This is a genomic window from Marinomonas spartinae (assembly GCF_016461715.1).
GTDB classification, from domain to species: Bacteria; Pseudomonadota; Gammaproteobacteria; order Pseudomonadales; family Marinomonadaceae; genus Marinomonas; species Marinomonas spartinae_A.
This window is the reverse complement of record NZ_JAEMUI010000004.1, coordinates 124882-137983: the sequence shown is the minus strand read 5'-3', so window position 1 is coordinate 137983 and position 13102 is coordinate 124882. Positions and strand designations below refer to the sequence as shown.

The following is a 13102-nucleotide window of genomic DNA, read 5'->3' as shown; positions in this document are numbered from 1 at the left end:
CCTCATGCGCTGTTCGGCGAATCGCTTCTTATTGGGCGAGTTCTTTTTTATAGCGGGCAAGGATTGGGCCAATTTCTTTCGGATCACTCGCTTCCCATTCTTTGGTCATGATCTTTCCGATGGCCTTGAGCTGAGACTCAAGCTTTGCTGATGGCTTGGCAATGTTCATGCCGTGCTTTGCTAATGTGGCGGTGTCTTTTTGGGCGCGTATGGCCACCTGTTTCCATCCTTCTTCCTCGGCGCGCTTAGCGGCCTCTAAGACGATTTTTTGGGTGGCTTTGTCAAGATGACGAAACGCTCGTTTATTGACGATCACAATGTCTTTCGGAATCCAGGCGTTTATCTCTGTGTAATTATGGACATAATCCCATGCCTGGCTGTCCACTCCAGTGGAAGGTGAGGTCACCATCGCTTGAATGATGCCAGTACTAAACGCTTGTGGAATGTCTGGTACTTGAATAGTGGTGGGGACAGTGCCCATTAAATCTGCAAGACGGGAAGTGGATGGGCTGTAGGCTCGCATTTTTTCCCCTTTAATATCGGCAAGAGAAGATACCGGATTTTTGGTATAGAGGTTTTGTGCAGGCCAAGGCACAGCGTACAGTAACTTCATTCCTTGCTTATTAAGAGCTTTTACGACCTCTGGCTTGGCGGCCTTCCAGAGCAGTTTAGCTTGTCTGAAAGTAGTGGCTAAAAATGGAATATTGTCGTGTTTAAAAACAGGATTTTGGTTGCCCAAAATACCCAAAAAGATCTCGCCTATCTGCACTTGTCCGGTTTGGACGGAGCGAGGGATTTCCGTATGCTTCACCAAAGAGCCGCCGGAATGGACAATAATATCCAGTTTACCGTCGGTTTTCGTTTTGATTTCTTTGGCAAATTCGTAGTCAATTTGTGTCGGTAAATAGCCGTCACCGTAAGGTGTTGGCATATGCCATTTTTCAGCCAAGCAAGCGGTAGACATTAAGCCACCTATGAGTAATACACTAGTAAGTTTCAACATTGTTCCGTCCTATGTATTTGCTTTTGTTGTGGTTTATGGTTTTTTTGTGCCCTTTGAAATAAGGGATAATGTACAAAGTGACATCCTTCCTTATTTCAAATACATGCCATCCAGCGTTAAATGATGGCGAGATCCATATCCAATAGATCTGTGATAAGCATTTTGCCTGGTGCGTGTGTTATACAAATGGGGGGCTGTGCGTTTTTTATGGCTACTTGCGGGGTCACACCGCAGGCCCAAAATACGGGCACCTCGCCTTCTTTTATACTCACCGCGTCGCCAAAGTCAGGCTGTGCCAAATTGTCGATACCGATATCGCTTGGCGTACCAAAGTGCAAAGGGGCACCGTGTGCTTTGGGAAATCGTGAGGTGATCTGAATGGCTCGAATGGCATCTTTTGGCGTATAAGGTCGCATCGTGACGACCGTATTACCAAAAAAACGTCCTGCTGGAACCGTTGCTATATTGGTTTCATACATGGACACATTGACCTGCTCTTCTACATTACGTGGAGTTAGCCCTGCTTGAGATAGTGCGCTTTCGAAGGAAAAAGAGCAGCCTAAGATAAAGGTGACAAAGTCGTCTTGCCAGAGGTCGGCAATGTCCGTGCAATTATCTACTTTTTCACCGTGACGATAGATGCAATATTCAGGAATGTCGTAGCGTAAGTCGATATCGCTTCCCAACTCGGGCAAACGAAAATCGCCTACTTCTGATACGCCAATTAATGGACAAGATGTCGGGTTTTTCTGACAATATAGGAGAAACTCATTTGCCCAATCCGCAGGTAAAATGACCACGTTACCTTGCATTGCCCCTGTTGCTAATCCGCTGGTTGGACCTTTGTGCTGCGCACTACGGATGGCTCTTCTTAGCTCATGAGTTTGTTTTAATAAAAGTAGCGTGCTCTGTCTCATTGCGTAGAGTCCTTAACTGTGCCTTGATTGGCGTCCTTGTTAGATTAGAGCGTCTTTCAAGATAAAGTCTAATCTTGTTTTTTTAGGTTATTTGATCAATTTTTTTTATCAAGCGTCGATAACTCGTACTTTTTAGCAGTGTTGACGGCAACATTGGTCACCATCTCGGCAAGAGGATTAAACGGATCATCAGAATACGAGGCCGTAAATCTAAGCTGACTGGGGGCCCACATGGTTCTGAGTTTTCTTAAGTTACCTTCCTCTAAATGTTTGACAATCATCACATCCGGCATGGTAGAAATTCCCACCGCATCGATAGCTAGACTCAGGCAAGCCGCTAGGGAGGTGGAAGAGAATAAGTTCACAGGCGGGCCTTCAAGCTCTCGGAATTTTTGCGTGATTTCGGCGTATGGCTTAGTGGATCGAGCGTAGGTAATAATCGGCCAGGGGAGCAATTCTTCTAAATATAACAGGCGATCGGGTAAATTAAGCTTAGGGCTGGCAACCCAGGACAATGCGTAAGTGCACAGTTCGTGGTTCACAATACTGGGCTCGGAAATGGGGCCCATTAACAAGGCCAAATCGAGTGTTCTATCTTTTATTCCTATCGCCAGAGAACTGGTGATATCAACGGTTAGCTCCACATTGAGTTTGGGCATATCATTATGCAATTGGGCGAGAAAGTCCGGTAACCACGTATTGACGATGGTTTCTGATACCCCTAAACGTAATATACCTGAATAAGTGTCGGATATTTTGGCTTGCTTTCTGAGTTGTTCTGTTTGATAAAGAATTTTTTCAACATAAGGGAGCAACTCTTGGCCTTTTGCAGTCAAAATAATCGGGCTTGATCCCCCTTCTCTTTCAAACAGTTTAATGTTTAATTCTTCTTCGAGTGCTGCGATACGGGCAGATATAGCGGGTTGCGTTGTATGTAGTATTTCTGCCGCTTTGCGAAAATTTCCCAAGGTGGCGACCCAGACAAAGGTTTCTAAACGTTTGTGGTTCAACGTATTACTCCTCGTGAGAAATGAAGGCGCAGCTTAATAAAATAACGCCTTGCTAATAATATAGTGGAAAAGCGTATAAAGACTCATAATGATCCGCAATATTTTTGTCAAAGGCACCACTGAGTCGTTGGTGGCGTTCAAGGCTTAGGGTATGCTGTTTGCTTCTTAGAATAGGTAACAAAATGAATAGAGTGCTTTCTTTCTTACTAAAGGGGCTGGTGGCGGTTTTACCCCTTGGCCTGACGGTTTATCTGATTTACTGGTTATTGGCGACAGGAGAATCCTTAGCCAAGCCCGTTGTCCTTTGGCTGTTGCCTCACAGTATCTACTTTCCGGGTTTGGGGTTAGCGTTCTCGCTTGGCATGCTGATTTTAGTGGGCTTTCTAGTCAATCTTTACGGCATCCGTTATTTGGTTACATTGAGTCAGAATATTTTTGAGCGCATTCCTTTGGTGAAGTCCATTTATGGTGCGTTTAAAGACATGATGATGGTGTTCAATCTGTCTGAAAAGAAAGAGATGAAAAGCGTGGTGTCGTTGGAATGGAATGGCGCGCAAGTCATCGGGTTTATCACGGGGGAAAAAACCGGAGAGCGTTTGTTTGGAGACCAAAATCTAATTGGGGTGTATGTGCCCTTGAGCTATCAAATCGGCGGCATTACGTTATACATTTCAAGAGACCGTTTAACCGAGCTGGATATCGGCGTGGAAGAAGCCATGCGTCTGGCCCTCACGGCGGGCATCCAAGCTGATACTCGTAACAAAGACAGCAAAAGCTGAGCCATACGGCGTTCACACCGCATGTTGTGATTGAGGATCCTTCATCATGTACGCCTTTCAAATGGTTATTCCAGTTTCTTTTTAAAGCGCAAGGACGCCACGATCAGTCCGCCAATCGCAAATAAGCCGAGCCAAAGAGCATCTTTTCCTAACAGGACAATATTGGCATCGCGTAGGACGATGGCGCGAATCATGCGCATAAAATGCGTGACAGGCAGGGCCTCCGCAATCCATTGGGCAGGCACTGGCATGGCATCATAAGGAAACATAAAGCCAGATAACAAAATCGATGGCAGTAAGATAAAGATGGTCAATTGCATGGCTTGTAACTGTGTTTTGACGATCGTGGAAATCACTAAGCCAAGGGTTAAACTGGCAAAAATAAAGAGAATGGCCCCACTTAGTAACGACAATAATCCGCCTTGTATCGGTACAGAAAAGACCCAATGACCCATGGATAAAATAATGGCGACTTGGACCAGCCCAACGAGAATATACGGGGCAATCTTGCCAATCATTAGCTCCATGGGGCTCACTGGCGTGGTAATCAAAAACTCCATGTTGCCCTGTTCGTGCTCGCGAACAATGGCCGCTGAGGTGAAGAGAATCATCGTCATGGTCAGAATCACCGCCACTAACCCCGGCACAATATTCACCACCGTCCGTTGTTCTGGGTTGTAATACTGCACGACCGCAAAGCTGGCGGTTGGTCTGACAGTATTATGATCCGCGATCTCATTGAGTGGCATGTCCCTCAGGGCGCGAATGGTTGAAGCAATAACCGTATCCGATCCGTCGACGATCCATTGCCCAACGGGGCGAGTCAGTGGGGAGTCTGTTTGTTTGGCATCATATCTGGGATGACCAAACAGTCGGCGAGTCATATCCGGGGGCAAATAGAGAAAGGCTTTAATGTCCCCCCTTGTTAGAGCGGTTTCAGCGTCCTTGATGGATCGGTAGCGAGCGACAAAATTGACCGATTGAGTGGCGGTTACTGCCTGCTCAAGGGCGCGACTTTCTGCCGTTTGGCTAAGGTCTACCAAGCCTACGGGAATATGTCTGGCGTCGGTATTGATGGCGTAACCGAACAACATCAGCTGCACCAGTGGGATCATCACGATCATACCGAACGTCATTCTATCTCGTGACAGCTGTTTTAGCTCTTTGATAAATACCGCCAATATTCTAACCCACATGACGACCTCCTGTGCTAGTGACAAACACATCTTCAAGGCTGGGGCGAGTCAGGGCGATCTCTCTGTCAGCGCTAAACTGTTGGATAAAAGCCAGAGGGTCTGTCACGTCTTTTTTGACCAATATTCGTAAATTGGAGCCGATTTGCGCGGCAGAGAGGATTTGTTTCTGCTCTGTAAGGCGCTGTTTTAACTGACGTAATTGATCCCCTCTGATTTCTACAACCGCTGCCGGCATGGTGTCCATGAGCATTTGCGGTGAACCATCTGCGCGTTTGTGGCCTTGCTCCATAATCGCGAGGGCGTGGCAGCGTTCGGCCTCATCCATATAATGGGTGGACACCAAAATAGTGGTACCAGTGGAAGATAAATCGAACAAACGCTCCCAGAATTCGCGACGGTTTTCAGGGTCAACGGCTGACGTGGGCTCATCGAGAAACAATAATTCGGGGGAATGTAAGGTAGCACAAGCTAATGCCAACCGCTGCTTCTGCCCACCACTCATGGAGCCGGCAAACTGTTTGGCTTGTTGTTCAAGGTCGTAAAGGGAAAGGAGCTCTTCAATACGGGCTTTTTTGCGTCGCCCTGAAAAGCCATAGATGGCGCCCACAAAGTTGAGGTTCTCTCGCACGGTGAGATTATCGTACAAGGAAAATTTTTGCGTCATGTAACCAATACGGTTTTTAAGTGACTCTTCATGACCAGCCAACGGTGCCCCTAAGATGCTCACTTCGCCTTCGCTGGGGACAAGTAGGCCAGTTAATAAGCGAATCGTGGTGGATTTACCGCAGCCATTGGGGCCTAAAAAGCCATAGATGCAGCCCTTAGGAATTGCTAAATCCAATTGGTTGACGGCAATGCTGTTTCCAAAGCGTTTGGTAAGCCCTTTGCTTTCTATGGCGTAGGTCATCTCAGGTGGCTGACTGGGTGTCGCGTGGTTCATGGCAAATGCACCTCCACTCCTAGCCCAGTTGGGAGCGCCTTGGCATGCTCAAGATCAATATCAGTAAGGTACATCAAACGGGCTCTGTCCCGTTCGTTCAATGCATAGAAGGGTGTGTAGGCCGGTTGCGAGCGGATATTACGTACGACGCCTTGTATGGGCTTGTCGATGCCATCGGCGAAGACGGCAATTCTATCGCCTACATGAATCTGGGTGCGCACTGTCGCAGGTAAATAGATTCGGGCATAAGGGTGGCCAGTTTTGATCAGGTTCACCAGCTGAGTCCCCGCGATGACATAATCACCTGTGTGCCAAGGTAAGGTGTCGATCACGCCATTGCTTGGGGCTGTGATGGTTAATTTATCCCGTGCTCTTTCTTGCCAGACTAATGCCGCTTGGGCGGCTTTTACCTGATCTTGGGCTTGTGAGATATCTTCTTTTCGCGCGCCATTTTTTAATTCTAGCCATTGATCATAAGCCTTTTTTGTCTCCGCCGTGGTTCGGTCTCTGTTGGCTTTGGCGCTATCCAAGGCGGCTTTGCCGATGACCTTGGTTTTATACAGTTTGGCGTTACGTTGATAGGTCAGTTCTGCTTCTCTACTGGCCGCTTGTGCGGATTGCAATGTGGCAAAAGCGGCGTTTAATTGTTCGGGTCTGGTTCCTGCGATGAGTTTGTTAAGGGCGGCGTTGGCCTGTGCCAGCTCGGCTTGACGTTGACGAACCAATGCATCGGCCTGACGAGTATCTAATTGCAGTAGACGATCGCCTTTATGTACCACTTGGCCTTCGTGGACATCGACCGAGGTGATTTGTTCGGAGGCGGTTGCCGACAAGCGAATTTGGTCTCGCTCAACGGTTCCCATGGCTCGCGGCCCCTCGTCTGATTGGCAGGCGCTAACGCTAACAAGCAGGATCAACGATAGAGCAATGGTGAGTAGCGGTTTCATGGCTCCCTCCGGTCATTGTTGTCATTAGGGGATTGGTTGGAAAAGGTGAAAAGCCCTTCTTCGAGGAGAGTCTGGTTGTGTTCCGCTAGGGCCATTAGCCAGTCTTCGTTGACTTCCACACCCAGTTTGTTCTGGATGTATTTAGGGGCGAGTATGGGGAACACCATCAGGCTAATAAAACTCAGACGAATCCAATCGGGATTAAGATTGGGGTTAATTTGGTTATGTTGGGTAAATGCTTTGATCCAGTTTTCTGAACGCTTAATGATGTTGTCCACTGAGGCGGATAAAATAGCAAAGGCTTCAGGGCTGTCTTGTTGATTAAGAACCTGTTGAATAAGCTTTGGCAACATAGGCGTCGCAGCAATCATTCGATAATAGGCCTGCATTAAACGCAGCGGATTGAGAGGGACTTGAGGATCAATGGTGGTTTGAAACTGGGCGATAACGGGAGCTAGTGTTTCTTGTACCGTGGCCTCAAAAAGACCTGCCTTTGAGCCAAAATAGTAGCGAATCATGGCGGCATCGACTCCGGCGACTTGGGCGATTTTTCGTATCGATACCTTTTCAAAGCCTTCTTGGGCAAAGCTCTGTCTTGCCGCGTCGATCAAGCTTTGACGCGCCGACTCTTGATCCGTCTCAATGCGTTTAGGACGACCTTTTCGCGTTGCCATATAAGGCTCCTTTATTAATTCATCCATTGATGAATATAAGCCATTTCAGCGTCAGACGTTATGCACATAATTCCTCATATCTTGACCTAGTGAGGAATTTAGACAGAAAAAAGCCCACTTATGTGGGCCAAAATGGTAACCAGTGTTCGGTTGGGTATTACTTTTTCTTTGGCAAGCTCCACGGAAACAGCCAAGCTTGAATCCAGTGCACGGATTTAAACAACAGCAGACTGATGGCTGAGAGAAAGACTAACCCCGCGAAGGCTTGAGGGATTTTAAAGAACGAAGTCGAAAACTGAATGAAATACCCTAATCCTTGTTCGGCCGCGACAAATTCGGCCACCACCGCTCCAATGATGGCCAAGGTGATAGAGACTCGCAAACCGCTAAAAATATGCGGAATGGCATAAGGAATGCGAATTTGCCAAGTCTCACGATAACGGGGGGCTCGTAATGATTGGCTGAGTTCGATCAGTTCTTGCGGTGTTTCCAACATGCCAGTTGTGGTGGAAACCACCAGAGGGAAAAAGGTAATCAAACAGGTAATTAGGACGCGAGACGCATCACCTGTCCCCATTAGGACGATAATCAAGGGGGCAACGGCCACTACAGGGGTGGACTGAATGACCACCAGAACAGGGTAAATGGTACGGTTAAGCAACTCTGAGCGGATTAAGGCAATGGATAAAGGAATACTGATCAGAATGGAGACAATAAAGCCCAATAGCGCAACGCGCAGCGTGGCCCATAGGTGGACCATCCAGCGGGAGAAGCTGACATTAAAAAACGCATTTATGATGGATGAAGGCGACGGCAGAATATAAGTGGGGACATGGCCCAATCGGCAGATGGACTCCCAGAGGATCAAAAGGCTGATGAAAAAAAGCCAAGGGGCAAAGCGATAGCCCTGCTTTTTAAACCACTGTTTCACTCCGCTGGCCGTTGTCTTTGAGTTATGGGACTGTTGCGGCGCATGAAGAGCCGCTTTAGGCGCGGGAGTGTGGTTCATAAATATGTCCTCGAATGGTCTCGGTAAGTTCGCAGAAACGCGTAGAGTTCATGTCTTTTGCGGTGCGTGGTCTGGGTAGGTTAACGTCGATCAGGTCCAAGACCGTGCCAGGTCGCTTGCTCATCACCAATATACGGTCAGCGAGTAATACTGCTTCGCTAATAGAATGGGTAATAAACAGCACGGTTTTGGGGTGATCACGCCAAATGTCTAGTAGATCAAAGCCAATCTGTTCCCTTGTTAAGGCATCAAGGGCAGAAAAGGGTTCATCCATTAGTAGAATATCCGGGTTTAGTAATAGGGCGCGTACGATACCAACACGTTGTTGCATACCACCTGAAAGTTCATCAGGCATTTTGTCTGCGAAGCTGGCTAACCCGGTCATGGTGAGTAATTCATCGGCACGCTTTTTATCCTCAAGGCTCACATGACCATATTTGTGTTTCAGTGGGAACAACACGTTTTTTTTGACCGTAAGCCAGGGGAGTAAATTGGGTTTTTGGAACACAATACCCACGTCATCCCTTGGTTCGGTGACGGGTTTATTAAAGACGGAAACCTCACCATGACTGGGAATCAGTAAGCCTGCCACCATGCGCAGTAGCGTCGATTTACCGCAGCCAGATGGGCCAACCACAGCGACAAATTCATGACGATAAATATCGAGGTTGATATGTTGCACAGCCATTGGGCCGTCAGGAGTCGGATCGTAGCAGTGGCCTACGTCTTCCATTCTGACATAGGCGTTTGGTGTCGTCTCTTTTTGAGTCGCTTGGTCGTCGTTATGTGCGACGTTCTCAATAGAAGGGGTTGAAAAAGCATTCATCACGTTCACTGTTATCTTCCTTAAACTCGCCCAAAAAATCGTTTTTGCTGAGAAACGCTATGCTAAGCCGTTTTAATTTGGCGTTGGCATAAACGCTTTATTTACTATTTTTTCAGGATTAAGGGAGTCTGGTGATAAGTCGTTGGCTTTGGCGACGTATTGCCATGTAGTGGTAAGGCGTTTTGCGGTTAACACACCAAATCCATCGCTTTGCGATATCTTGTTGTAGACCAAATCATAAATAGAATGGATTTGCGCGGCAGCAATCTTAGGGTCGACCTCAGGCACGATATCATGTAGATCCTCCCCTGCTTTTTCAGGATGTGCATAGGTATATACAACCGCTTTTTCAAAGGCTTTGATAAAACGCTTAGCTACTTCAGGACGTTCTGACAAAAAGCGATCTGAGGCGATAATAGAGGAACTATAAAGAGACAATCCGCCTTCTGACCAAGGTAGTACGGTAATGGTTTTTCCTGCTTGGGCTGCTTGTGCTTTATACAGAGCGGTATTGGTCACCCAGGCAATAATTGCTTGGGTATTTCCCGTCATTAACATTGGCCCCAATGCACCAGGGTCGGCTTTAATGAGAGTAATATCCTTGTCCGATAGGCCATTTTGTTTGAGTACTAGTGGTAAAAAGGCATTAGAGGAGGTAAAAGGCGAAGTGGCTACTTTCTTACCTGCCAGATCTTTAATGTTGTGGATACCGCTGTTTGATAACACAAAAAAGGCATGAGGAGCTTGGGTGAAGTAGGCGGCTACTGCACTCACCGGCACATCATCTTGTGCTTTGGCAGCCATGAGTGCACCAATGTCGGCCATGCCAATATCAGCCTGCCCTGTGGCTATTTTGGTAATGGCATCGGTTGAGCCTCGTCCTGTGGCGACTTTAACATCTAAATTTTCTGCGCGAAAAAAACCTTCTTGAATACCGACATAGACAGGCGCTTTGTCGCCACCAGGGAGCCAATCTAATTGAAAAGTAACATGGTCTGCCGCCATGGCGGCAGTACAACTTCCTATTGCGATAGCAATAATTGATGAACGAACAAAATTCAACATGCGTTTTTCTCCATTAGATTGTGTTGGCGCTGAGAGTGATCCTATTTATATTTTTAAGACTGAGATAAATGTTTCATATTTGTATCTTTGGTAACAAATGTATTAGCAACAACTGTGCCGAGGCGATATTTTGTGATGAAAAAAATAATGGTTTGAAAAATAAGAGATTTTAAGGATTAAGTAGGTTGCTTAAGACACAAAATAGTGGTCGTGACGCTCCGTAGGGGTCGTGTTCTACTTGTTGGTAGCAAACATGTTCCATTTTTGTGCACTTGATTTGTTGAAATTTACTGGGAAGCATTGGTGCGGGTGCCGTTTTTCTTTATCATGCCCGTTTTTAGTCGGGTCTTGAAAAGGGTGATGCACGTGCAAACACAAAAAACCGTTATGATCATTGGCGCTGGCCCTGCAGGCTTGATGGCGGCGGAGTACATTTGTGCGCAGGGTCATCAGGTTCACGTCTATGATGCCAAACCCAGTGCCTGCCGTAAGTTTTTGCTGGCGGGGGTGGGAGGCATGAACATTACCCATTCCGAGGCTTATCTTGAATTTATCCAGCGTTATTATGATAAAGCGGATTGGATGGACAAATCGCTACGCCATTTTGATAGTGGTGCACTGCGTGATTGGATCCATGGCTTAGGAATCGAGACTTTTATCGGCTCCTCTGGTCGTGTCTTTCCGACGGATATGAAGGCTGCCCCTTTATTGCGCCATTGGTTAAAACGTTTACGAGACAGCGGTGTAACGTTTCATATGCGCCATAAAATGACTCAGGTATCAGCGCACTCGGCGAGCTTTGACTACTCTGGTGAAACGGTGACGGCGCATGCAGATGCCATTGTCTTAGCGTTGGGTGGGGCGAGTTGGCCTAAGCTTGGCTCAGACGGTGCTTGGTGGGGCGTATTAGATCAAGCCAATATTGGGCTTGCCCCCTTACAAAGTGCCAACTGTGGCTTCCATAGCCATTGGAGTGAGCATCTTCAGCGCAAGTGGGCAGGTCAGCCATTAAAGGATGTGTCGTTTCAGGTGACATTGGAGAACGGTGATATCGTCCGTCGTAAGGGCGAGTGTATTGTGACGCACGACGGTATGGAAGGCAGTCTTATTTATGCCTTTTCCAAATACCTACGGGATAGAATCAATCGAGACGGTAAGGCGTTATTAACGATCGACCTACTACCGTTACAAGACGACGCTCAGGTCATCACAAAACTCCAACACACCAAACCGAAGGAATCTTTCAGTAAGTATTTAAAGCGCACTGTCGGCATTAGCGGTGTGAAGGCCGCCTTGCTCTATGAAACTTTCACCAAGACAGAGTTTCAAACGCCAGACACGCTGGCGCGTTGTTTGAAACGCCTTCCTGTATGGTTTGACAGAGTGAAACCGATTGACGAAGCCATTTCCTCTGCTGGTGGGGTGTGTGAGCAGAGCGTGAACGATGACCTGATGTTGCTCAACATGCCTGGTGTGTTTTGTGCGGGCGAAATGTTGGATTGGGAAGCGCCCACGGGCGGTTATCTTTTAACGGGGTGTTTTGCGACTGGACGATTAGCTGGACGAGGCGTGTGTGACTGGTTAGCGGCTCAAAAGTGACTGGCACGCTAGTTAGCTCATTATTCTCTGTTACTGATCATGAAAAAACGCCCAATGTTGCCATTGGGCGTTCTCCCGTCGCGCGTTCTATCTCTCTGCTTACTTGTTAGGTCACATCGCCGTTGCTTGCACATGTCACCCCATCATCTATAAGGGCATTAAGAAAAAACGTGTTCATTCGACAGTGGTGCTTAGTAGCTTGTGTTACTAGAACTGGAAGAGTCACTTGAAGTGACGGGCTTCACTGGTGCACCAAAGGTGTACTGAACACCGACAGAAGTCACGTTATTAAGATGACCTGCGTCTACGTCTTTAACCAGACGGAAGTCCGCACGAACTGCCAAGTCTTTATTGATCGCATATTTTACACCGCCACCTGCGTTGAGATCGACATTGTCATAGTCGGTGTATTTACCGTATTTAGTACTGCCAATACCCGCAGCCACATACGGTGTTAAATTCACGCTTTGCAGTGTCGGTAGGTTGTAGATACCGTCGAGACGGTATTGATCAACTGCTTGGTGAGTCCCACCACCACTGGGTTTTTGGTTTGAGCGTAAGAAAACGGCTTCGACACCAAATGGGTTATCAAATTGGTAACCTAGTCCAAGAGAGTAGGAGGCATTGTCTTTAAGGTGTAAATCAGAATCTGTATGCATATAGCCAACACTTGGTGTGACAGTGAAGCCTTCTTGTGGGTGCGCGTAAGCCATTGTAGATAAAGAAGAGGCAAGAATGATACTGCCAAAAATAGTACGTTTGTTAAGTGCAATAGACATGTTTTTCTCCTTAATGAACAAGATGTTGTTCGGTTCTGTTGACTACAATACTGGATTTTTTCTGGCTGAAAACCCCTGCCTAAATAAGCAAAAAAAGGGAAGTCAACTAAGCTTGTGCAATCATGACGTTAGATTGACTGATTCGATAGAAAATAGTTGATTTCATTAGGAAAAAATGAATTTTTTTTGGGCAATTCGATCAGTAAAGGTGAAAACTATTACATTTTTTTTTCACTTAAAATTTGCCCTAAAATATTGTGATTGGACTAAGGCGATTAAGGATACTCTGTGTGGAAAGTTTGATGTCATTACGCACTTTTAAGCACTTTTCTTCAAATAAAAAAAGCCCAATAGAAAG

13 protein-coding genes are annotated in these 13102 nt (G+C 46.8%); 2 read left to right on the top strand and 11 right to left on the bottom strand.

Features of this window, described 5'->3' with window-relative positions:
• Positions 1–28 precede the first annotated feature (28 nt).
• The 3 genes from JHD45_RS05950 to JHD45_RS05940 all read right to left on the bottom strand — a co-directional run bounded on the left by JHD45_RS05950 (position 29) and on the right by JHD45_RS05940 (position 2930).
• Complete coding sequence (locus tag JHD45_RS05950) at positions 29–1003, bottom strand: TRAP transporter substrate-binding protein (protein ID WP_199475594.1); 975 nt, start codon at positions 1001–1003, stop codon at positions 29–31.
• Positions 1004–1119: 116 nt separating this feature from the next.
• Positions 1120–1920 carry a putative hydro-lyase gene (locus tag JHD45_RS05945; RefSeq protein WP_199475593.1) on the bottom strand — a complete coding sequence of 267 codons (801 nt, stop codon included), beginning with the start codon at positions 1918–1920 and terminating at the stop codon, positions 1120–1122.
• A gap of 95 nt (positions 1921–2015) precedes the next feature.
• Positions 2016–2930, bottom strand: a complete 915-nt coding sequence (locus JHD45_RS05940) for a LysR family transcriptional regulator (RefSeq protein WP_199475592.1) — start codon at positions 2928–2930, stop codon at positions 2016–2018.
• A gap of 182 nt (positions 2931–3112) precedes the next feature.
• Here JHD45_RS05940 and JHD45_RS05935 point away from each other — a divergent pair, with 182 nt between their 5' ends.
• A complete protein-coding gene (locus tag JHD45_RS05935) occupies positions 3113–3709 on the top strand; it encodes a DUF502 domain-containing protein (protein ID WP_199475591.1) in 597 nt (198 codons plus the stop codon).
• 65 nt (positions 3710–3774) lie between these two features.
• Here the strand turns inward: JHD45_RS05935 and JHD45_RS05930 are convergent, their stop codons facing one another.
• From JHD45_RS05930 to JHD45_RS05900, 7 genes are all read right to left on the bottom strand, one after another.
• Positions 3775–4905 carry an ABC transporter permease gene (locus JHD45_RS05930; RefSeq protein WP_199475590.1) on the bottom strand — a complete coding sequence of 377 codons (1131 nt, stop codon included), beginning with the start codon at positions 4903–4905 and terminating at the stop codon, positions 3775–3777.
• Positions 4895–5845, bottom strand: a complete 951-nt coding sequence (locus JHD45_RS05925; RefSeq protein ID WP_199475589.1) for an ABC transporter ATP-binding protein — start codon at positions 5843–5845, stop codon at positions 4895–4897. The genes JHD45_RS05930 and JHD45_RS05925 overlap by 11 nt, the downstream gene beginning before the upstream one ends.
• Entirely contained in the window at positions 5842–6792 is a 951-nt protein-coding gene (locus JHD45_RS05920; RefSeq protein WP_199475588.1) for an HlyD family secretion protein, read from the bottom strand. Before JHD45_RS05920 ends, JHD45_RS05925 begins: the two co-directional genes overlap by 4 nt.
• Positions 6789–7466: a TetR/AcrR family transcriptional regulator gene (locus tag JHD45_RS05915; protein ID WP_199475587.1), complete on the bottom strand. Its 678-nt coding sequence runs from the start codon at positions 7464–7466 to the stop codon at positions 6789–6791. Before JHD45_RS05915 ends, JHD45_RS05920 begins: the two co-directional genes overlap by 4 nt.
• A gap of 157 nt (positions 7467–7623) precedes the next feature.
• Positions 7624–8475 carry an ABC transporter permease gene (locus tag JHD45_RS05910; RefSeq protein ID WP_199475586.1) on the bottom strand — a complete coding sequence of 284 codons (852 nt, stop codon included), beginning with the start codon at positions 8473–8475 and terminating at the stop codon, positions 7624–7626.
• The gene (locus JHD45_RS05905) at positions 8453–9301 is read right to left on the bottom strand and encodes an ABC transporter ATP-binding protein (RefSeq protein WP_199475722.1); all 849 of its coding nucleotides are present in this window, start codon (positions 9299–9301) and stop codon (positions 8453–8455) included. The genes JHD45_RS05910 and JHD45_RS05905 overlap by 23 nt, the downstream gene beginning before the upstream one ends.
• 72 nt (positions 9302–9373) lie before the next feature.
• Positions 9374–10366, bottom strand: coding sequence for an ABC transporter substrate-binding protein (locus JHD45_RS05900; RefSeq protein WP_199475585.1), 993 nt, complete (start codon positions 10364–10366; stop codon positions 9374–9376).
• A 366-nt stretch (positions 10367–10732) separates the two neighbouring features.
• Between JHD45_RS05900 and JHD45_RS05895 the strand changes: the two genes are divergently transcribed.
• Positions 10733–11965, top strand: coding sequence for a TIGR03862 family flavoprotein (locus tag JHD45_RS05895; RefSeq protein ID WP_325097262.1), 1233 nt, complete (start codon positions 10733–10735; stop codon positions 11963–11965).
• Positions 11966–12156: 191 nt separating this feature from the next.
• Here JHD45_RS05895 and JHD45_RS05890 read toward each other — a convergent pair whose 3' ends face one another.
• The gene (locus JHD45_RS05890) at positions 12157–12744 is read right to left on the bottom strand and encodes a porin family protein (protein WP_199475583.1); all 588 of its coding nucleotides are present in this window, start codon (positions 12742–12744) and stop codon (positions 12157–12159) included.
• Between the last annotated feature and the right edge of the window lie 358 nt (positions 12745–13102).